The organism is Streptomyces montanisoli (assembly GCF_017813245.1).
GTDB classification, from domain to species: domain Bacteria; phylum Actinomycetota; class Actinomycetes; order Streptomycetales; family Streptomycetaceae; genus Streptomyces; species Streptomyces montanisoli.
In genome coordinates, this window is the sequence record NZ_JAGIQL010000121.1 from 1 (window position 1) to 20,568 (window position 20,568).

The 20,568-nt window shown below is 70.8% G+C and carries 20 protein-coding genes; 12 read left to right on the forward strand and 8 right to left on the reverse strand.

What is annotated here, in order from left to right:
- Window positions 1-425: 425 nt before the first annotated feature.
- The 5 genes from lpdA to JFN87_RS24030 all read left to right on the forward strand — a co-directional run bounded on the left by lpdA (window position 426) and on the right by JFN87_RS24030 (window position 8,606).
- Window positions 426-1,814 (forward strand): dihydrolipoyl dehydrogenase, encoded by a 1,389-nt coding sequence (gene lpdA, locus JFN87_RS24010; RefSeq protein ID WP_209343112.1) that lies wholly within the window; start codon window positions 426-428, stop codon window positions 1,812-1,814.
- Between the two features lie 59 nt (window positions 1,815-1,873).
- The gene (gene sucB / locus JFN87_RS24015; RefSeq protein ID WP_209343114.1) at window positions 1,874-3,688 is read left to right on the forward strand and encodes a 2-oxoglutarate dehydrogenase, E2 component, dihydrolipoamide succinyltransferase; all 1,815 of its coding nucleotides are present in this window, start codon (window positions 1,874-1,876) and stop codon (window positions 3,686-3,688) included.
- A 182-nt stretch (window positions 3,689-3,870) separates the two neighbouring features.
- Window positions 3,871-4,515 carry a GntR family transcriptional regulator gene (locus JFN87_RS24020; protein WP_209343116.1) on the forward strand — a complete coding sequence of 215 codons (645 nt, stop codon included), beginning with the start codon at window positions 3,871-3,873 and terminating at the stop codon, window positions 4,513-4,515.
- 285 nt (window positions 4,516-4,800) lie between these two features.
- Window positions 4,801-7,470, forward strand: a complete 2,670-nt coding sequence (aceE, locus tag JFN87_RS24025; RefSeq protein ID WP_209343118.1) for a pyruvate dehydrogenase (acetyl-transferring), homodimeric type — start codon at window positions 4,801-4,803, stop codon at window positions 7,468-7,470.
- 137 nt (window positions 7,471-7,607) lie between these two features.
- Complete coding sequence (locus JFN87_RS24030; RefSeq protein WP_209343119.1) at window positions 7,608-8,606, forward strand: helix-turn-helix transcriptional regulator; 999 nt, start codon at window positions 7,608-7,610, stop codon at window positions 8,604-8,606.
- 155 nt (window positions 8,607-8,761) lie between these two features.
- Here JFN87_RS24030 and JFN87_RS34415 read toward each other — a convergent pair whose 3' ends face one another.
- Window positions 8,762-8,974 carry a DUF397 domain-containing protein gene (locus tag JFN87_RS34415; protein WP_209343120.1) on the reverse strand — a complete coding sequence of 71 codons (213 nt, stop codon included), beginning with the start codon at window positions 8,972-8,974 and terminating at the stop codon, window positions 8,762-8,764.
- A 12-nt stretch (window positions 8,975-8,986) separates the two neighbouring features.
- Window positions 8,987-9,496 carry a GNAT family N-acetyltransferase gene (locus JFN87_RS24040; RefSeq protein ID WP_209343121.1) on the reverse strand — a complete coding sequence of 170 codons (510 nt, stop codon included), beginning with the start codon at window positions 9,494-9,496 and terminating at the stop codon, window positions 8,987-8,989.
- A gap of 607 nt (window positions 9,497-10,103) precedes the next feature.
- On the opposite strand from JFN87_RS24040, the gene JFN87_RS24045 reads away from it, so the two are divergent.
- Together JFN87_RS24045 and JFN87_RS24050 are read left to right on the forward strand one after the other, a co-directional pair.
- Window positions 10,104-11,216: an HD domain-containing protein gene (locus JFN87_RS24045; RefSeq protein WP_307865579.1), complete on the forward strand. Its 1,113-nt coding sequence runs from the start codon at window positions 10,104-10,106 to the stop codon at window positions 11,214-11,216.
- 165 nt (window positions 11,217-11,381) lie between these two features.
- Window positions 11,382-12,173, forward strand: coding sequence for an IS5 family transposase (locus JFN87_RS24050; protein WP_245181025.1), 792 nt, complete (start codon window positions 11,382-11,384; stop codon window positions 12,171-12,173).
- Here the strand turns inward: JFN87_RS24050 and JFN87_RS24055 are convergent.
- The 3 genes from JFN87_RS24055 to JFN87_RS24065 all read right to left on the reverse strand — a co-directional run bounded on the left by JFN87_RS24055 (window position 12,130) and on the right by JFN87_RS24065 (window position 14,108).
- On the reverse strand, window positions 12,130-12,678 hold the full coding sequence (locus tag JFN87_RS24055; RefSeq protein ID WP_209343123.1) for a hypothetical protein: 549 nt from the start codon (window positions 12,676-12,678) through the stop codon (window positions 12,130-12,132). The genes JFN87_RS24050 and JFN87_RS24055 overlap by 44 nt on opposite strands.
- A gap of 342 nt (window positions 12,679-13,020) precedes the next feature.
- The gene (locus JFN87_RS24060; protein ID WP_209343125.1) at window positions 13,021-13,242 is read right to left on the reverse strand and encodes a DUF397 domain-containing protein; all 222 of its coding nucleotides are present in this window, start codon (window positions 13,240-13,242) and stop codon (window positions 13,021-13,023) included.
- A complete protein-coding gene (locus JFN87_RS24065) occupies window positions 13,239-14,108 on the reverse strand; it encodes a helix-turn-helix domain-containing protein (RefSeq protein ID WP_209343127.1) in 870 nt (289 codons plus the stop codon). Before JFN87_RS24065 ends, JFN87_RS24060 begins: the two co-directional genes overlap by 4 nt.
- Window positions 14,109-14,261: 153 nt before the next feature.
- On the opposite strand from JFN87_RS24065, the gene JFN87_RS24070 reads away from it, so the two are divergent.
- Window positions 14,262-14,732: an ATP-binding protein gene (locus tag JFN87_RS24070; protein ID WP_209343129.1), complete on the forward strand. Its 471-nt coding sequence runs from the start codon at window positions 14,262-14,264 to the stop codon at window positions 14,730-14,732.
- Between the two features lie 198 nt (window positions 14,733-14,930).
- Here JFN87_RS24070 and JFN87_RS24075 read toward each other — a convergent pair whose 3' ends face one another.
- Window positions 14,931-15,416, reverse strand: a complete 486-nt coding sequence (locus JFN87_RS24075; RefSeq protein WP_209343131.1) for an iron chaperone — start codon at window positions 15,414-15,416, stop codon at window positions 14,931-14,933.
- Window positions 15,417-15,474: 58 nt separating this feature from the next.
- Window positions 15,475-16,143 carry a VOC family protein gene (locus JFN87_RS24080; RefSeq protein ID WP_245181027.1) on the reverse strand — a complete coding sequence of 223 codons (669 nt, stop codon included), beginning with the start codon at window positions 16,141-16,143 and terminating at the stop codon, window positions 15,475-15,477.
- 170 nt (window positions 16,144-16,313) lie between these two features.
- Here JFN87_RS24080 and JFN87_RS24085 point away from each other — a divergent pair, with 170 nt between their 5' ends.
- Window positions 16,314-17,096, forward strand: a complete 783-nt coding sequence (locus tag JFN87_RS24085; RefSeq protein ID WP_209343135.1) for a dioxygenase family protein — start codon at window positions 16,314-16,316, stop codon at window positions 17,094-17,096.
- 71 nt (window positions 17,097-17,167) lie between these two features.
- Here the strand turns inward: JFN87_RS24085 and JFN87_RS24090 are convergent, their stop codons facing one another.
- Complete coding sequence (locus JFN87_RS24090; protein WP_209343137.1) at window positions 17,168-18,157, reverse strand: SDR family oxidoreductase; 990 nt, start codon at window positions 18,155-18,157, stop codon at window positions 17,168-17,170.
- Window positions 18,158-18,307: 150 nt separating this feature from the next.
- Here JFN87_RS24090 and JFN87_RS24095 point away from each other — a divergent pair, with 150 nt between their 5' ends.
- The 3 genes from JFN87_RS24095 to JFN87_RS24105 form a co-directional block, all read left to right on the forward strand.
- A complete protein-coding gene (locus tag JFN87_RS24095) occupies window positions 18,308-18,841 on the forward strand; it encodes a DUF4240 domain-containing protein (RefSeq protein WP_209343143.1) in 534 nt (177 codons plus the stop codon).
- 69 nt (window positions 18,842-18,910) lie between these two features.
- Window positions 18,911-19,813 (forward strand): TIGR01777 family oxidoreductase, encoded by a 903-nt coding sequence (locus JFN87_RS24100; protein WP_209343139.1) that lies wholly within the window; start codon window positions 18,911-18,913, stop codon window positions 19,811-19,813.
- Between the two features lie 282 nt (window positions 19,814-20,095).
- The coding region (locus JFN87_RS24105; protein ID WP_282961658.1) for an FAD-dependent oxidoreductase at window positions 20,096-20,568 on the forward strand (473 nt) is incomplete at its 3' end.

The window sequence follows — 20,568 nt, forward strand, 5'->3', positions numbered from 1 at the left end:
CCCCCCCCCCCCCCCCCCCCCCCCCCCCCCCCCCCCCCCCCCCCCCCCCCCCCCCCCCCCCCCCCCCCCCCCCCCCCCCCCCCCCCCCCCCCCCCCCCCCCTTCTTCCAGGCAGAGGACGGCATCCCAGATACACCGGTGACAGGAGTTCAGACGTGCGCTCTCCCGATCCGCCCGCCGGGCCCGCCGGCGCGCTTGACCGTCACCGCCGCGCCGCCCGTGCCGGGCGGCGCGGCGGCGACGTGACTCCGCTCACCCGCCGCTCCGCAGCGCGGCCCCGCGTCCCGCCGACCGCCGACAAGTGCAAAGATGGGTTCTCGGCAGGACAGGGCCCCCACCACAGGGCCGAAGAGAAGCGGCCGAACACCAGCCGTCCGGACGTGTTACCCGCCCGGCGTACGGCGCACATGCATGGAGGAACGTGACGTGGCGAACGACGCCAGCACCGTTTTCGACCTGGTCATCCTCGGCGGTGGTAGCGGTGGTTACGCCGCGGCCCTGCGCGGGGCGCAGCTGGGCCTGGACGTCGCCCTGATCGAGAAGGGCAAGGTCGGCGGCACCTGCCTGCACCGCGGCTGCATCCCCACGAAGGCCCTGCTGCACGCGGGCGAGATCGCCGACCAGGCGCGCGAGTCCGAGCAGTTCGGTGTCAAGGCCACCTTCGAGGGCATCGACATCGCGGCCGTGCACAAGTACAAGGACGACGTGATCGGCGGCCTGTACAAGGGCCTCCAGGGTCTCGTCGCCTCCCGCAAGGTGACGTACATCGAGGGTGAGGGGCGCCTGTCCTCCCGCACCTCCGTCGATGTCGACGGCCGCCGCGTCGAGGGCCGCCACATCCTCCTGGCGACCGGTTCCGTGCCGAAGTCCCTGCCCGGACTTGAGATCGACGGCGACCGCATCATCTCCTCGGACCACGCGCTGACGCTCGACCGCGTGCCGAAGTCCGCGATCATCCTCGGCGGCGGCGTCATCGGCGTCGAGTTCGCGTCCGCGTGGAAGTCGTTCGGCACCGAGGTGACGATCGTCGAGGGTCTCAAGCACCTCGTGCCCGTCGAGGACGAGAACAGCTCGAAGCTGCTGGAGCGCGCGTTCCGCAAGCGCGGCATCAAGTTCAACCTGGGCACGTTCTTCGAGAAGGCCGAGTACACGCAGGACGGCGTGCGCGTGACGCTGGCCGACGGCAAGACCTTCGAGGGCGAGGTGCTGCTGGTCGCGATCGGCCGCGGCCCGGTCTCGCAGGGCCTCGGCTACGAGGAGCAGGGCGTCGCCATGGACCGCGGCTACGTCCTGGTCGACGAGTACATGCGCACGAACATCGAGACGATCTCCGCCGTCGGCGACCTCGTGCCCACCCTCCAGCTCGCCCACGTCGGCTTCGCCGAGGGCATCCTGGTGGCGGAGCGCCTGGCCGGCCTGAAGACCGTGCCGATCGACTACGACGGCGTGCCGCGGGTGACGTACTGCCACCCCGAGGTCGCCTCCGTCGGCATCACCGAGGCGAAGGCCAAGGAGATCTACGGTGCGGACAAGGTCGTCGCCCTCAAGTACAGCCTGGCGGGCAACGGCCGGAGCAAGATCCTCAAGACCGCGGGCGAGGTCAAGCTCGTCCAGGTCAAGGACGGTGCGGTGGTCGGCGTCCACATGGTCGGTGACCGTATGGGCGAGCAGGTCGGCGAAGCACAGCTGATCTACAACTGGGAGGCGCTGCCGGCCGAGGTCGCGCAGCTCATCCACGCCCACCCGACCCAGAGCGAAGCGCTCGGCGAGGCCCACCTCGCGCTGGCGGGCAAGCCCCTGCACGCCCACGACTGATCCCGTCAGTCCGCGAGTCGAGACCACTACCGCACTTCCCGATAGGAGCAAGAGAAACCATGGCGGTTTCCGTAACCCTGCCGGCGCTCGGCGAGAGCGTCACCGAGGGCACAGTCACCCGCTGGCTCAAGGCCGAGGGTGAGCGGGTGGAGGCCGACGAGCCCCTGCTCGAAGTCTCCACCGACAAGGTCGACACCGAGATCCCCGCCCCCGCCGCGGGCGTCCTCTCGTCGATCAGGGTCGCCGAGGACGAGACCGTCGAGGTGGGCGCAGAACTGGCCCTCATCGACGACGGCTCGGGCGCGCCGGCCGCGCAGGAGGCCCCGGCGGCCGAGCCGCAGCAGGCCGAGCAGCCTGAGCAGACCCCGCAGGAACCTGCACCGGCTGCGCAGGCTCAGGCGCCGGAGGCGCCGAGCGCTCCGACGGCGCAGGCCGCGTCCGGCGGCGGCAGCGCCGAGGGCACCGACGTCGTGCTGCCCGCGCTCGGCGAGAGCGTCACCGAGGGCACCGTCACCCGCTGGCTCAAGGAGGTCGGCGAGTCGGTCGAGGAGGACGAGCCGCTGCTCGAGGTCTCCACCGACAAGGTCGACACCGAGATCCCCGCGCCCACCGCGGGCGTCCTGCTGGAGATCGTGGTCGGCGAGGACGAGACGGCCGAGGTCGGCGCGAAGCTCGCCGTCATCGGCGCTCCCGGTGCCGCACCGCAGCAGCAGGCGGCCCCGGCCGCCGCCCCCGAGCAGCCCGCCCAGCAGGAGGCCCCGCAACCGGCTGCGCAGGCTCAGGCGCCGCAGGCGCCGAGCGCTCCGGCGCCCCAGGCGCCGTCCGCGCCCGCCCCGCAGCAGCAGGAGACCCCGGCGCCCGCGCCGGCACCGTCCGCACACGCCCCGGCCCCGGCTCCCGCCCCGGCCGCCCCGGCGCCGGCGGCCTCGGCCACGGACGACGGCGCGTACGTCACGCCGCTGGTCCGCAAGCTCGCCGCCGAGAACGGCGTGGACCTCTCCTCGGTGAAGGGCTCCGGCGTCGGCGGCCGCATCCGCAAGCAGGACGTCGTCGCCGCCGCGGAGGCCGCCAAGGCCGCCGCGACCCCGGCGCCGGCGACCGCCCCCGCCGCTCCGGCCGCCGCAAGGGCGCCGAAGCTGGAGGCGTCCCCGCTGCGCGGCCAGACGGTGAAGATGACCCGCATGCGCAAGGTCATCGGCGACAACATGATGAAGGCGCTGCACGGCCAGGCCCAGCTGACCACCGTGGTCGAGGTGGACGTCACCAGGCTGATGCGCCTGCGCGCGCGGGCGAAGGACGCCTTCGCCGCCCGCGAGGGCGTGAAGCTGTCCCCGATGCCGTTCTTCGTGAAGGCCGCCGCCCAGGCACTGAAGGCCCACCCGGTCGTCAACGCGCGCATCAACGAGGACGAGGGCACGGTCACCTACTTCGACACCGAGAACATCGGTATCGCGGTGGACTCCGAGAAGGGCCTGATGACCCCGGTCATCAAGGGTGCGGGTGACCTCAACCTCGCCGGCATCGCCAAGAAGACGGCGGAGCTCGCCGGCGCCGTGCGCGCCTCGAAGATCACGCCCGACGACCTGGCGGGCGCGACCTTCACCATCTCCAACACCGGTTCGCGCGGTGCGCTGTTCGACACGATCATCGTTCCGCCGAACCAGGTCGGCATCCTCGGCATCGGTGCGACCGTCAAGCGCCCCGTGGTCATCGACCACCCGGAGCTCGGCGAGACCATCGCGATCCGCGACATGACGTACGTGGCGCTCTCCTACGACCACCGTCTGGTGGACGGCGCCGACGCGGCCCGCTACCTGGGGGCCGTGAAGGCGTTCCTCGAGGCCGGCGAGTTCGAGGTCGACCTGGGTCTGTGAGCCCGGTCCCGCAGCCCGCGCAGTAGCGGCCACGGGCCGTACGCCGGATCCGGTGCGGCAATGACGCCCCTGTCGGGATACTTCGTCCCGGCGGGGGCGTCGCCGTACCGCCGTCGCCTATCGTCAACAGCGCCGGCCCGCCTCGGCGGCACCGGCGGCCGGTCCGCCAGGAGGAGCTTTCCATGACCCCGCCCGTCGTCCACTCGCTGCGCGAACAGATCCGCGAGCACATCGTGGAGGGGATAGTCAGTGGGCGCTGGCAGCCGGGCGAGCGGATCGTCGAGCGGCGTATCGCGACCGAGCTGGAGGTCAGCCAGACGCCGGTGCGCGAGGCGCTGCGCGAGCTGGAGAGCCTGCGGCTGATCGAGTCCGCCCCCAACAAGGGCGTGCGCGTGCGCAACCTGTCGGCGGCCGACCTGGAGGAGAGCTACCCCGTCAGGGCGGGTCTCGAGCAGATCGCGGCCGAGCTGGCGGCCGGGCGGCTCGCGGAGGACTGCTCGGCGCTGGAACCGCACGTCGCGGCGTTGTACGAGGCGGACACGGCGAACGACGGCACGGGGCAGGTGCTGCACACGGTGGGGTTCCACCGTGAGCTGGTGCGCGCGGCGGGCAACAGCGTGCTGCTGCACACGTGGGAGGGGCTCGGGATCGAGGTGTTCACCGCCCTCTCGATCCGCTGGCTCGGCACCGTCCAGCAGTCGTACGCGGAGGAGCACCAGGAGCTGGTGGAGGCGTTCAAGCGCCGTGACCCGAACATCGGGCCGTTGGTGAAGGTGCACGTTCTGGGCTGCGCGCCCCGCCCCGGCAGCGGACCGCGGCGCGCGTGAGGTGAGGTGAGGGCAGCGGTCGCGGGCCGTCGGCGTACCCCGCGACCACTGCCCGGAATGCGGCTTTGATCTGGGAAAGCGGCTTATCGGTGCCGTCACTCGGTGCCGTTTCGGCTGGCACGGAATGCCAATTTCTTCAGATCGTCCAACTTTCTCCCATCCCCCCTTTGATCGATCATCGATCAGCGATTTACAGTCGAGGGTGGACTGCACCACAGCCCACCGCCCTGTCCTGCCAGACAAGGCCCCATCTCCACCCCCTCCTGTGTTTGGAAGGCGGCGACCATGCCCGACCCCGTAGGCAAGCTTCCGAGCGAGCTCGACCAGCTCCCGGACCGTGACGCCGAGGAGACCGCTGAATGGGCGGCCTCCATCGACGCCGTCACCGAGCATGCGGGCCCCCACCGTGCGGCCTACCTGCTCCGTAGGACGCTCGAGCACGCCGGTGCCTCCGGGGTGTCGCTGCCCGGGCTCCTGGAGAGCGACTACGTCAACACCATCCCCACAGCCGCCGAGCCGGAGTTCCCCGGCGACGAGGCGATGGAGTCCCGTATCACCGCGTGGAACCGGTGGAACGCGGCGGCCATGGTCACCCGCGGCTCCAAGCTGGGCCTCGGCGGCCACATCGCCACGTACGCCTCGGTGGCGTGGCTGTACGAGACGGGCTTCCAGCACTTCTTCCGCGGCAAGGACGGCGACGGCAGCGGCGACCAGCTCTACCTGCAGGGCCACGCCTCCCCCGGCATCTACGCCCGCGCCTTCCTCGACGGCCGCCTGAGCGCCGACCAGCTCGACCGCTTCCGCCAGGAGGCGGGCGGCGACGGCCTCCCCTCGTACCCGCACCCGCGCCGGCTGCCCTGGCTGTGGGAGTTCCCGACCGTCTCCATGGGCCTCGGCCCGATCTCCGCGATCTACCAGGCGCGGTTCAACCGCTACCTGAACGACCGCGGCATCAAGGACACCTCGGCCTCGCACGTCTGGGCGTTCCTCGGCGACGGCGAGATGGACGAGCCCGAGTCGACGGCGTCCCTCGCGCTCGCCTCCCGCGAGGGCCTGGACAACCTGACGTTCGTCATCAACTGCAACCTGCAGCGTCTCGACGGCCCCGTCCGCCCGAACTTCAAGATCGTGCGCGAGCTGGAGGCCCAGTTCCGCGGTGCCGGCTGGAACGTCATCAAGACCCTCTGGGGCCAGGCGTGGGACTCCGTCCTCGCGCAGGACGTCGACGGCTCGCTCGTGCGCCGCCTCGGCGAGACCCCGGACGCCCAGTTCCAGACGTACGCGACGCGCGACGCCGCCTACATCCGCGAGCACTTCTTCGCCGACGAGTCGCTGCGCCGCATCGCGCAGGGCCTGAGCGACGCCAAGCTGCTTGAGCTGTTCCAGAACTCGCGCGGCGGCCACGAGGCCCGCAAGGTGTACGCGGCGTACAAGGCGGCGCTGGAGCACAAGGGCGCCCCGACGGTCATCCTGGCCCAGACGATCAAGGGCCACACGCTGGGCTCCGGCTTCGAGTCGCGCAACGCGAACCACCAGATGAAGAAGCTCACGGGCGCCGAGTTCCGCACCATGCGCGACCTGCTCGAACTGCCGATCCCGGACTCCGCCCTGACCGGCGACCTCGTGCCGTACTGGCACCCCGGCGAGAACTCGCCCGAGGTCCAGTACCTGCGCGAGCGCCGCGCCGCGCTCGGCGGCCTCGCCCCGGCCCGCAAGGTGGCGGCGAAACCGCTGCCCGCGCCGGCCGAGAAGCCGTTCGACGCGCTGAAGAAGGGCTCCGGCACGCAGGAGATCGCCACCACGATGGCGTTCGTCCGCCTGGTGAAGGACCTGATGCGGGAGAAGGAGACCGGCAAGCGCTGGGTCCCCGTCGTCCCCGACGAGGCCCGCACCTTCGGCATGGAGTCGCTGTTCCCGTCGGCGGGCCTGTACTCGCCGAAGGGCCAGACGTACGACCCGGTCGACCGCGACCAGCTCCTGTACTACAAGGAGGCGAAGAACGGCCAGATCCTCAACGAGGGCATCACCGAGGCCGGTTCGCTCGCGGACTTCACCGCCGCCGCCACGTCGTACGCGACGCACGGCGAGCCGATGATCCCGTTCTACATCTTCTACTCGATGTTCGGCTGGCAGCGCACGGGCGACCAGTTCTGGGCGCTCGCCGACCAGCTGGGCCGCGGTTTCGTCATCGGCGCGACGGCGGGCAAGACGACGATGACGGGTGAGGGTCTGCAGCACGCGGACGGCCACTCGCACCTGATCGCCTCCACCAACCCGGCGGCGGTCTCCTACGACCCGGCGTTCGCGTTCGAGGTCGCGGTCATCGTCAAGGAGGGTCTGCGGCGGATGTACGGCCCCGAGGCCGAGAACGTCTTCTACTACCTGACGGTCTACAACGAGCCGAAGGTGCAGCCCGCGATGCCCGAGGGCGTCGACGAGGAGTCCGTGCTCAAGGGCCTGTACCGCTACCGTACGGCCGACCTGACGGCCGCGGAGGCGCCGAAGATCCAGCTGCTGGCGTCCGGCACGGCGATCCACTGGGTGCTCGACGCGCAGAAGATCCTCGCGGACGAGTGGGGCGTCTCCGCCGACGTGTGGTCGGCGCCGTCCTGGACGGAGCTGCGGCGCGACGCGCTGGAGGCCGACGAGGCGCTGCTGCGCGGCGAGGAGCGCGTGCCGTACGTCACGCGCGCCCTGGCGGGTGCGCAGGGCCCGGTGCTCGCGGTCAGCGACTGGATGCGTCAGGTGCCCGACCAGATCAGCCAGTGGGTCGAGCAGGACTGGTCGTCGCTCGGCACGGACGGCTTCGGCCTCTCCGACACGCGCGACGCGGCCCGCAGGCACTTCGGTGTCGACCCGCAGTCGGTCGTGGTGGCGGCGCTCGCGCAGCTCGCGCGGCGCGGCGAGGTGAAGCCGCAGCGCGTGGCGGAGGCCCGCGAGCGCTACGGCCTCTGACAGGACCGACCGGCTGACCGACTGACCGGCTGACCGACTGACCGGAATCCCTGCCGGGGTGCTGTGCACGGAGTGTGCACAGTTCCTCGACAGGGATTTCCGCACGTGACGGTCCGTGCAGACTGCATGATGGTGTGATGCGCGCTGCCCGCCTGATCAAGATGGTGCTCCTGCTCCAGTCGAGACCCTTGATGACCGCAGCCCAGCTGGCCAGGGAGCTGGAGGTCTCCGAGCGGACGATCACGCGCGACGCGCAGGCGCTGTCGGAGGCGGGCGTCCCGGTCTACGCGGACCGCGGCAGGAGCGGCGGGTACCGGCTGGTCGGCGGCTACCGCACGGGATTGACGGGCCTCGCGCGCGGCGAGGCGGAGGCGCTCTTCCTGTCGGGGCTGCCGGGCGCGCTGCGCGAGATGGGTCTCGCGGACGCGGCGTCGGCGGCACGGCTCAAGGTCTCGGCGGCGCTGATGCCGTCGCTGCGCGACACACCCGACTCGGTGGCGCGCCGGTTCCACCTGGACGCGCCCGGCTGGTACCGGGAGCCGCAGACGCCCGAGCTGCTGCCGGTACTGGCGGAAGCGGTGTGGGCCGACCGGCTGATCTCGGCGGTGTATGCCCGCGGGAGCGATGGGGCCGCCCCGGCCGCCCCGGTGGCGCGCGAGCTCGCACCGTACGGCCTGGTCCTCAAGGCGGGCGTCTGGTACGCGTGCGCGGAGGTGACGGACAGCGAGGGCGACGCGAGGTTCCGCGTCTACAGAATCGACCGCTTCGTCTCGGCCGCCGTGCTGGAGGAACGTTTCCGCAGAGACCCGGACTTCGAGCTCGAACCGTTCTGGGAAGAGCGTTCCGCGGAGTTCGCGCGCTCGCTGCTGCGCTACGAGGTGACGCTGCGGCTCACGAAGGCGGGCGCGGCGCGACTGCCGCACGTGACGGACAGGGCGGCGGCCGAGGAGGCCCTCGCGTCGGCCCCGGCGCCGGACGCGGAGGGCAGGGTCACGGTGACGCTGGCGATGGAGTCGGAAGACGTCGCGTACGGCCAACTGCTGGGCCTCGCCGCGGAGGCGGAGGTCCTTGCGCCCGCGGCTCTGCGGGCGCGGTTCGCGGAGGCGGCGCGGGCGATGACGCGGCTGTACGGGTAGCGCGGACGCGGGTTGACACGGGCGCTGCGGCCGGCCCGCGCGCCCGGCGATCGGCCGCCGGCGCAGGCCCGGCCCGTCTTCCGCTCCCGCGCCCGGCCGCGCACACCGTACGCATCGTGACAGGGTCGCCCGCCGCCGTTCGCCGCCCTACGAGCTCACAGCTCGCCCGCGATCACACCCGCCTGGAACGCGGCCCACTCCGAAGCGGTGAACCGCAGCGGTTCTCGGTCCGTGCTCTTCGAGTCACGCACGGCCCGCGCCCCGTGCGGCAGTTCGGCGACACGGGAAGTGCTGCCGCGACGATGCGCTCGAAGGCGTCGGCGAAGCAGTCGAGAACCGCCGTGCCAGGGCTCGACGGGGCCCGGCACGGCGGGCCTTGACTAGATGCCGAACGGCGCGGCGTAGTGGACCGCGCCGCTGGGCAGCGGGTGGCCGGCGTCGAGGGTGAGGGCCATCACGGCCTCGTCCGGGACGTCGATGCTGAGCCCGATGCCGTGCTGGGAGGCGCGGGTGAAGCCGAACCGCGGGTAGTACGCCGGGTGTCCGAGGACGGTGACGAAGCGCTCGCCCAGCTCCTTGGCAGCCCGCAACGAGGCGCGGACAGCCGCGGAGCCTGCGCCGGTCTTCTGGTACTCGGGCAGGACGCCGACGGGGCCCAGGCACAGGGCCGGGGTGTCGTCGATGTGGCAGCGGGTCAGCAGCGCGTGGCCGATGAGCCTGCCGTCGTGGTCGGTGGCGACGATGGAGAGCCCGTTGATCCACGAGGGGTCGTCGCGCAGAGCGTCGATGAGGTCGGCCTCCAACGGAGTGTCGAACGCGGCGAGGCTGATGTCGCGGATGGTGGCGATGTCGGCGCTGGTCTCAGCGCGCGTGATCCAGTTGATGCTCACGATGGATGGTGATCCGTTCCATGGCTGGTTCGTATCGGTGTCGCCTCGCGAGCTCACGCTCCCAGCGAGGCGGATCCAGATGAGGTCAGGCCACAGCCCGGGACGTGAGGGTGGTCCGGGCAGAGCACATGGCAGTGGCCTTGATGAGCGTGGTCATCAACCTCACCTCCCGACTTTCTCGATCCCGATCGCACACGAACACCGGGCACACTATCAGCGCGATGACCCCGTCCGGGCCCCGAACCCAGCCCACCGCATCGCGCTCCAGTATCGATCGGCCCGTGCCGAGCGACACTCGAAAACACCATCCTGCTGGAAGGACGTTTCCGCAGAGACCCGGACTCCGAACTCGCATCGTTCTGGCAGGCGCGGTCGGCGGAGTTCGGCCGCTCGCTGCTTCGCTACAACATGACGCTGCGCCTCACGAAGGCAGGCGCGGCACGACTCCCGCACGTGGTGGTGGGACGGCCCACGTGCCCCGTGCCCGGGGCCCGCCTCGGGGCAACAGCACGTACGCCGTAGCCGTCCTGTCTCTGGGATCGGCCAGCAAGAGCAGGCACGGACAATCTCACCCGCGTGGCCAGGACCGGCGGACTACAGTGCCCCGGTGAACAGCCAGAATGATCAACTCTTGGCGGAAGACCGCGGACCAGCCGCCGCAGCGCCTGTTTCGACCAACGTGTTCGGCCTGTGCGAGGCGTTCACTGATCCGCTCTGGCGCATCTCCGTCCATCTCAGCCCGGTGGAAGTGGACCTGCTGCGCAGTGAGCCGCTGCGGCGCCTGCACTTCATAGCGCACGGTGGGGCCTCAACGATCACCACCCTGCAGTCGTATTCAAGGCTTGAGCACAGCATGGGTGTTCTGTCCCTGGTCTCGCACTTCCGCCCTGACGACCAAGTGCTGCGCGTGGCCGCGCTGGTGCACGACATCGGCCATCTGCCACTCAGCCACACTTTCGAAGGCGTCGCCGACCTCAACCACCACTCCATCGGCACCGACCTCCTCCGGGTCGACCCGCTCCGCGCTGTACTCGCAAGAAACGGCATCAGCGCCGAGGCGGTCGTAGCCGTCTTGGGTAATGGATCTGCCTCCCCGTTGAGCAGCCACTCCGGCCTCCTCAACCTCGACCATCTTGACTCCTATGTCCGCAGCGGGCGGGCTGCTGGTCGGCTCGACGCCGATCCGGTAGCTCTGCTGGATCGGCTCGTCCTCCAGGACGCAGTGCTCTCAACCGATCGCGAAACGGCCGGAACGCTTGTCGACCTCGTCTGCGCAGAGGCAAGACTGCACACCTCGTGGGACAACGTGGGCCCAGTCTCCGTGGTGCGGCGCCTGGTCTGCCGACTGCTCGACAGCGGGGCAGCCGATCCATACCGGCTCGCACGGATGACTGATCCACAGCTGTGGTCCGCGTTCGACTCTCTCGAAGCCACACGTGCCGAGGGCACCATGCTGCGGTACGAACCGCATCGGCTGAGGGTCGTTTCCGGCGAGGCACCCGATGACCCGTCAGCCTGGGTTCACACGCTGCGTAAGATCTACAGTTCTGCTCCACTGGTCGATGGCGACCGCATTGAGGCCTCAGCCCCTGAACTCGCCGCCGCACTGGACCACCTCAGTAGCTGTTGTCGTTCCGATCTTGAGGAGTGGGCGTCGAACGGGAGTCTCGTTCGGGTGACCGTGGCTTGCTGCGGGCATGAAGGCAGGGCCTCTTGGTAGCTCGGGGTTGCGAAGCCGACCGAGATCCAGGAGACCCTGTTGCCGCAGTTGTACGTGCTCGCGCCGGTGGAGTTCAACTCGGCTGCTCTGTCGTGTGATTGTGTCGCTCACCGGTTCGGGAATGCGGCCGACCATCCGGAGCGTGTTCGGCGGTATCCCTCGGACATGACGGACGCGGAGTGGTCTGTGGTTCGGCCGCTGCTGCCGGTGCCGGGCTGGATACGAGGTCGGGGCGGGCAGCCGGAGGCGTATTGCCACCGGGCGATGCTGGACGCGGTGCGTTATCTCGTGGACAACGGGATCAAGTGGAGGGCGATGCCGGCCGACTTCCCACCGTGGGACCGCGTCTATGCGTTCTTCCGCCGCTGGCGCGACCACGCGCTGGTCAGAGAGTTCCACGACCGGCTGCGCGGCCGGGTCCGCGAGGAAGCGGGACGGGACGCGGAACCGACGGCCGGCGTGATCGACTCGCAGTCCGTCAAGGCGGACGCCGTCGTCGGCACCGACAGCCGCGGCTTCGACGGTGGCAAGCTGATCAACGGACGCAAGCGGCATGTGGTGGTCGACACCCTTGGCCTGCTGCTGGGCGTGATGGTCACGAGCGCGGACATCGGCGACCGCGCCGCTGCGAAGGCGCTGCTTGAGTGGGTGACCGACGCTCACCACCGGCTGGAACTCGTCTGGGCCGACGGCGGCTACACCGGCAGCCTCGTCGAGCACTGCCTGGCCGCGTTCGCGCTCGTCCTGGCGATCGTCAAGCGGAGCGACGACATGCGCGGTTTCGTGGTGCTGCCCAAGCGGTGGATCGTCGAGCGGCTCTTCGCGCACCTGATGCGAAGCCGCCGCCTGGTCCGCGACTTCGAACGATCCACCAGCAGCGCCGAGGCGATGATCTACTGGTCGATGACCATGGTCATGACCCGCCGCCTGGCCCGCACACGCTCCGCGCGAGCGTGAACCGGCCCGGCGCTGGCTCGGCCAGCCAGCCCCGCGAGACCAGGCGTTTCGCCTTCGACCGCAGCCCCTCCACCTTGGCCGGCACCACGTCCACGCCGAACGCGGTGGCCATCTCCTGACAGGTCAGCGGCCCTTGACCGAGACGGATCCGGTCCTCGATCGCAGTCAGGATGCGCTGGTAGTCCACCGACAGTGCCGTCCCGGCCAGCCCCTCGCGCCACATCGGAACCTGTGACCTCGCCTTTACCACCGGAGGCGGAGACGCCTTCACCTCGGCTCCTGTCACAACACCCTCCGGCACGTCGGTGGCGACCACGTCGGCCGAGTCGCTGCCCGGCGCGGACAACACCGCACCAACACGCTCGCGGGCGATCGTCCACTCCGACCACTCCTGCTCGGCCATCGAGAGCTCGGCCTGGATACGGTCCGCTTCCTCACGCAGCGCGTCCACACGGCGCCGAGCGGCAAGTTCGTGCTGTTCCAGCAGTCCGACAACCGACGGCATTCGCGACCTCCACGAGAGCGACGAAACGACACCCCATCACTCCCACACCGGCGCCGTCCCTACCCATGACCAGCGAAAACACAGTCGTCAGACTCGGAAAGACAACAGCGTCTCAGACTGCTACCCACCAGATTTGGCGTCCGGTGGACCTGAGCGCGGGTCTGTCGTTCCCCGGCTGAACACTGGTCGTTGATCGATCAGACCCGAACCGTGAACGTGGCACACCCAATAGTCCGGCTCATGGGCCGCGGCCGTTTCTCGACGAACCAGTGCGGCAGCACGGCTGCGACGGGACACCGGCCGACAGGCCCCTGATCCGCCCCCGTTTGCCGCCCTACGAGCTCACAGCTCGCCTGCGACCACACCCGTCTGGAACGCGGCCCACTCCGAAGCGGTGAACCGCAGCGGTTCCCGGTCCGTGTTCTTCGAGTCACGTACGGCCCGCGCGCCGTGCGGCAGTTCGGCGACCTCGACGCAGTCGTTCTCACCCGCGCTCGCGGATGCCTTGCGCCACTTCGCGCTGGATAGATCCTCTGCGTACAGCTCAGCCTTTGGGCTCTTCACCTGCGGCTATCCTCTTCCATCCGTGCGACGAGTGCCATCGAGTCGTCCACGGGGAGTGCTGCCGCGACGATGCGCTCGAAGGCGTCGGCGAAGACCTGCACTTCGTCGACGCCTTCAACGTAAGTCGCACCAATGAGATTTTCCAAGAGCACGACATCCGGCATGGGCCCGGGGAAACCGACCAGGTTGAACCCGCCGGCGCCACCGGGGTGGGGAGTCGCGGCCAGCGGCATGATCTGCAGGGTGACATTGGGCAGTTCCGCGACGTCCAAGAGGCGTCGTAGCTGATCACGCATGGTGTCGGGCCGTACCGCGAAGCGTTGATGCAAAACCGCTTCATGGAGAACCGCCCAGAACTTCAAAGGGCCATCGGTGCGTGTGAGCACGGCCTGTCGGGCCATGCGGACCTCGGCGAGGGCGGTGACCTCCTCCGGCGTGCGCGTGGTGGCGTTGGCTCGCACCGCCTCACGTGCGTATCCGGCAGTCTGGAGCAGTCCAGGAACCAGCAGCGGGCTCCAGATGTGCACGCTGTCCGCGTCCGACTCCAGGGAGATGTAGTCGGCGTAGGCGGGAGGTACCACGCCGCTGTACGTCTGCCACCATCCCTGCTTTCGGGCGTCCTTCGCCAGTCCTTCCAACGCGCTCACGACGTCGGGGTCGGTCACCGCGTAGACCTTGAGCAGCGCGGCGACCTCGGCTGGGCGGATGTAGCCGTTGGCGGTCTCGATCCGCGACAACTTCGGTCCCAGCCAACCGAGTTCGGCAGATGCCGCATCAAGGCTCATCCCAGTTGTGTTGCGGTACCGGCGCAGCGCCTCGCCGAGTCGTCGGCGTCGAACAGTAGGTACAGGGCGCACGTTTGGCATGTGCTGACCCTTCCACCGGGAGTCAGTGATCGTCCAGGGGAATGAGAGTTCGATCCATCATTTTGGGTGACAAACTTGCAAGTGATCATGCAAGAAGAGAAGGCTCAAGCCATCGTAGAGCGAGAAAAGTCCCCTCTCGACGTAGGAGCCTCCATGCCTCACTCCCTCGGCTGGTATCACACCGCCACCCCCACCGGCTTCGTCCTTCATCTCTCGGCCACGGCCGCCAACCTGCATGCCACCCGCGCCCTCATCGGCAAAACGCTCGCCGACGCCGGAGTGGCCGAAGGGCAGTCGTATGCCGTGCAGTTGGTGATGTCCGAGCTGTTCGGCAACGCGGTCCGCGCCTGCGGAGACTTCGTGCCGCTCGTCGCCGAGGTGGCCGTCGAACCACCACAGGGGCATAGGAGCGGCGCGGAACGAGGCGTCCGGGTCAGGCTGCACGACCCGTATCGGCAGGCGATGCCCGTGCGTGGCGGCGTGCGGCTGGACGATCCCGAGGCGGAGTCGGGGCGTGGACTGCCGCTGATCGATCTGCTTGCTCCGGGATGGAGGGTCGCGGGTACGCCGGTCGGCAAACAAGTGCGCTGCCGGATTCCCGCTCAGGGAGAAGCCATCGTCTGAGTCGATCCACCGTGGGGCGGCCGACAGCTCGCGTACGCGCCAACGGCCTCATCGCACGCCCACCAGCAGGCCACCAAGCAGCGCCGGGTCCGCGCGGCGGCCGGCGCCCCGGGCAATGGCGTGCAGCCGCTTGTCCGCGCACACGTCGGGCGTCAGTGCACCGGGTGGGGCCCTGCGGTCGGTTCCGCCCGGCCGGCCTCAGCCCATCGCCTTCTTGACCAGTTCGCTGATGCGCTGTTCGTCGGCCGGGGTCAGCTCCTTCAGGGCGTAGGCGGTCGGCCACATGGCGCCGTCGTCGAGTGCCGCTTGGTCGCTGAAGCCGAGCGTGGCATACCTCGACTTGAACTTCTGCGCGCTCTGGAAGTGGCAGAGGACCTTGCCGTCTCTCGCGTAGGCGGGCATCCCGTACCAGAGCTTGGGCGTGAGGTCCGGAGCGGCGGTCTTGACGATGGCGTGGAGCCGCTCGGCGAGGACCCGGTCGGCGTCCGGCATCTCGGCGATCTTCGCGAGCACATCCCGCTCCGCTGCCGCCTCCTTCTCCGCGCGTGACGAACCGCGCCGCGCCACCGCCTTCTTCTGCTCCTGCGCGTGCTCCTTCATCGCGGCCCGCTCCTCGGCGGTGAATCCGTCGTACTGCTCGGCGGCCGCGCCGGAGTTCCCGGCGGACGACTTCGTGTGCGGCATGGCAGATGTCCTCTCGTACAGGGGTGAGGGGGTTCAGGGCGGCAATCGGGGCCGGAAGTCAGGGCAGTGCGCACGCCGTGGACGGCGCGGGCGTGAGCGTCGTGGCGGCCTCCCAGGCGAATCCGTCCGGGTCGGTGAAAGGGCCGGCGGTGCTGCCGACGACGATGCGGTGCGAGCCGCTGCCGTCAGTGGCGACGCCGAGGTCCCTGGCCAGACCGCGACGCTTGTACAGCGCCAGCTTTACGGCGTCGGACCCGCCGGAGACGAACTCGGCGTACTTACCGCCGAAGCTCCTTGCCACGGTCAGGCCCCGGCCGACGTAGAACTGCTTGCTTGCCTTCACATCCTCGACGCCGAGCAGCAGCACGATCTCGTCGATCTCGCGTGCGGCCGGGCCGGTGTCCTTCTTCGCCGAGGTCGCGACCTTCCAGATCGTCCCGTCCGGGGCCTGGACGACGCCGCCGTAGCCCCACAGCGACTTCCCGGCGGGCTTCAGCACTGTGGCGCCGGCGTCCACAGCGGCGCCGAGGAAGCCGTCGACAGTGGCCGGCCGGGACACCGTGAGCGCCAGGGTGTAGCCGCGGAATCCGGTGGTGTGTGCCTCGGACGCCAGCAGGCGTATGCGCGTGCCGACTCCGAAGGCGGTGTAGAAGCGGTGGGCGGCCTCGAGGTCGGCCACCTCCAGGGTGACGGATGCGATAGACGCGCTGGACTCGGTGGTTGCCATGAGCATCACGCTATGGGCTGCTCGGCGGCGGGGCTTCTCGATTCCTGCTCGATCCGCCCACGCTCGGACGTCGCACAGGGCTGAGCCCTCTGGACCAATCTCCGGGACGAACGACGGCGCGGCTGTATAGTTGAATTTTCAAGGGATTTAGCCTCAAGGAGACGCTCCCGATGACCACGGCACCTGAACGCATGCCCGCGCTCTACCTCTCGCACGGCGCGCCGCCCCTCGCGGACGATCCGCGGTGGCCGGGCCAGCTCGCGGCGTGGAGTGCCACGCTGCCGAGGCCCAGCGCCATCCTCGTGGTGTCCGCGCACTGGGAGGCCGCGCCGCCCGCCGTCGGGGCGACGCGGACCGTGCCGCTGGAGTACGACTTCTGGGGCTTCCCCGAGCACTACTACCAGGTGACGTACCCGGCCCCCGGCGCGCCCGCGCTCGCCGAGAGCGTGCGCAAGCTGCTGAGCGGCCCGGGGCAGGCCGTGCAGGACGCCCCCGAGCGCGGGCTCGACCACGGCGCATACGTGCCGCTCGTGGAGATGTTCCCAGCCGCCGACATCCCGGTGCTGCAACTCTCGATGCCGACGCTCGAACCCGAGCGGTTGCTCGAGGTCGGGCGGAAGCTGGCACCGCTGCGGGACGAGGGCGTGCTGATCATCGGCAGCGGGTTCTTCACCCACAACCTCGCGGCGCTGCGCCACACCGGGGGCGGCGTACCCGGCTGGTCGGCGGAGTTCGACGACTGGGGCCGGCAGGCGCTGGACGCGCAGGACATCGACGCGCTGCTCGACTTCGAGCACGCCTCCCCGGCCGGCCGGCTCGCCCACCCGCGCACCGAGCACTTCGCGCCGCTGTTCGTCACGCTCGGCGCCGCCGAGTCCGAACTCGGCAGCCGGCGCACCGTCATCGACGGGTTCTGGATGGGGCTCGCCAAGCGGTCCGTCCAGTTCGGCTGAGGAGGGCCGGCCGGGCCGGCCGGGTCGGCCGGGTCCTCCGGGTCCTCCGGGACGGCCGCGCGCACATCGCGTCAGTGAGGGCGGCGGTAGTCCGCCGCGTCCACCTCGCCCTCCCCCGAGGTCGCCGCCGCGATGTACGGCCATGCGTCCGGCGCGCTGCCATCGGTGTCGGTGAAGCCGTAGACCTTCGCCAGTTCGCCGCTCGACAGGGAGCGGCCGTTGAAGCGGTGCCGGTCCTCGTCGGCGGCCAGCGCCGCGACGGCGTGGCCCACGAAGACCGGGCTCTCCGAGATCGCGAAGTGCGGTTCACGCTCGACTGCGTCACGCCAGTTGTCCTCCCGCACGCCGAAGTGGTCGAGCATCCACTCCGAGCGCAGGAAGCCGGGCGTCAGCGACACCGCCGTGCAGCCGGCCTCCGCCAGCTCCTGGCCGAGGTTCCTCGCGAGCCTGATGGGCGCGTACTTCACCAGGTCGTAGGCGAGGTTGCCGCGGTAAGGCTCGCTCGACTCCTCCGTTCCGTCCGTGATCTCGACGACCAGGCCGCCCCTGTTGCTTACGAGCAGCGGCAGCGCGCAGCGCAGGGTGATGAGGTGGGCCCGCACGCCCAGGTCGAGCATGCGCAGGGCCTTGCCGAGGTCCAGCTCCCACGCCTTCCTGCCGAACTCGATCAGGTGCTCCCCGCCCCAGATGTCGTCGACGAGGACGTCCAGCCTGCCGTGGTCCGCGCCGATGCGGTCCACGACCGCGTCCACCTGCGAGGGGTCCAGGTGGTCCGCCGGGACGGCGATGCCCTCGCCGCCCGCCGCCGTGACCAGTTCGGCCGTCTGCTCGATCGTTTCCGTCGTGCGGCCCACCTCGCTGACCCGATCGCGTGTCGTGCGTCCCGTCACGTACACCGTGGCGCCGAGCGCTCCCAGTTGTACGGCCATTTGCCGGCCCGCGCCCCTGGTGGCGCCCGCCACCAGCGCGATCCGGCCCTTCAGCGCACGCGCGTGTGGCGTACCCGTCTCCGTGCCCGTCTCCGTGCCCGTGCCTGTGCCTGTGTCCGTGGTCCGATCCATGGTGCGAGCGTTCCAGGGATACCCGACACCTCGCGTCGGGTATTCGGCGTCCGCCACCGTTCGTGTGTGCGTCGTGTGCGTCCGAACGACTCGCCGCGCGACCGCGCGCGCGTGCGTGCCAGGCGCCGAGGCAGGATGCTTGGTCCCGTGATGGACGAGACCGACTTCTGGGAGATCGTCGACAGCACGCGCGAGGCTGCGGACGGCGACCCGGAAGCCCATGCGGACCTGATGGTCGAGCGGCTGGTGCGGCTCGATCCCGACGCCGTGCTCGACTTCGCGCGGCACTTCGAGTCGCGCTACAACCGCGCCTACCGGTGGGACCTGTGGGGCGCCGCGGCCGTCCTGCTCGACGGTGCGAGCGACGACGCGTTCGACTTCTTCCGCTGCTGGCTCATCGGCCAGGGGCGCGAGGTGTTCGAGGGCGCGCTCCAGGACCCGGACGGCCTCGCGGACCTCCTCGACGACTTCGACGAGGAGGTGGACGGCGACGGCGAGGACCTCGGGTACGCGGCGGACGAGGCGTACGAGCAGCTCACCGGCTCCGTCGCACCGGACCTCGGGATCCCGGCGCCGCCGCGTGAGCCCGAGGGTACGGCGTTCGACATCGACGACCCGGGGGTGCTGGAGGCGCGCTTCCCGCGCCTGTGGGAGCAGTTCGGGGCCGACTCGTACAGCGCCTGACGCACGCCCCGCCGGGTCGGTGACGGCCTCCTCCGGGGCAGGAGGGCCCTATCGGGGCAGGATGGCCCCATGAGGATCGCGGTCACCGGTTCCACCGGGCTCATCGGTACGGCACTCGTACGGTCCCTGCGCGCGGACGGGCACGAGGTGGTGCGGCTGGTGCGGCGCGAGCCCGCGGCCCGCGACGAGGTGCTGTGGGATCCGCAGCGCCAGCACGTCGACACGAACGGCCTGCGCGGCTGCGCGGCGGTCGTCCATCTCGCGGGCGCGGGCATCGGCGACCGGCGCTGGACCGAGGCGTACAAGAAGGAGATCAGGGACAGCCGCGTCCTCGGCACGGCGGCGATCGCCGAGGCGGTCGCCTCGCTGGACGAGCGGCCGCGCGTCCTGGTCTCGGGATCGGCGATCGGCTACTACGGCGACACGGGCGACCGCGCGGTGGACGAGAGCGCGCCGCCCGGCTACGGGTTCCTGCCCACGCTGTGCGTGGACTGGGAGGCCGCCGCGGCCGCGGCGCAGGAGGCCGGGATCCGCACGGTCTTCCCGAGGACCGGCCTGGTGGTGGCGCGCGGCGGCGGCGCGTGGGGGCGGCTGTTCCCGCTGTTCAGGGCCGGTCTCGGCGGACGGATGGGGGACGGCCGGCAGTACTGGAGCTTCATCGCGCTGCACGACCACGTCGCCGCGCTGCGGCACCTGATCGACACGGAGACGCTGGAGGGGCCGGTCAACCTGACCGCACCCGAGCCGGTGACGAACCGCGAGGTGACGGCGGCGATGGGGCGTGTGCTGCACAGGCCCACGCCGTTCCCGGTCCCGGCGGCGGCGCTGCGGCTGGCGCTCGGCGAGCTGTCGGGGGACGTGCTGGGCAGCCAGCGGGTGTTGCCGAGGGCGCTGCTGGACTCGGGGTTCAGCTTCGCGTTCCCGACGGTGGACGAGGCGGTACGCGCGGCGTCGGGGTCGGGGGCGGCGTAGGCCCCCCGGCGCGGGGCCCGCCAACGGCTGTGCCGGTCCATGCCTGGGGGCGTCGCGGCGCCAGGGGGGCGTACGCCGACGCGCGGCCCGCGCCGGTGCGCGCCGCCCGTGCCACGGTGCTCCCGTTCCGTGCGCGTACGGAACGCTCGCCACCGCCCGTAGCCTCGCCACGAACCGGCCCGTTCCGGGGAGCTTCGGGGCGCCTCGGGCCCGGTCGGACGTGCCGACCTCGGGGAGGGGCCCGTGCTCGAACGCATGCCGCGCGTCAGTGTCAGCACCACCATGGAGGCCCGGGCGGACGTCGTCGTCCTCGGCGCCGGCGTCGCGGGCCTCGCCGCCGCGCACCATCTCGCCGCCGCGGGCCTGACGGTCACCGTCCTCGAGGCCGCGCCGCACGTCGGCGGCCGCATGGCGACCGACCGCATCGACGGCTTCCTGCTCGACCGGCTGGGGCCGCCGCTCTCCACCGCGTATCCGGAACTGCGGCGCGCGCCGGGGCTCGGCGGCGTTGGGCTCGACGCCCTGCCCCTGCGGATGTTCGCCCCCGGCTTCGCCGTGCACAGTGGCGGCAGGCGGTACCGGACGGGCCAGGCCGTCGGCCCCGCGCTGGGCGCACGGAGCGCTCCCAGGGCGCGGGGCGCTCGGAGCAGATCGGAAGAGCACGCGTTTCAACCCCAGGCTCCGAAGTTACCGGTATGCCGAATACCACTCTACAGTAGGAGGGGGGGGAGGGGGGGGGGGGGGCGGGGGGGGGG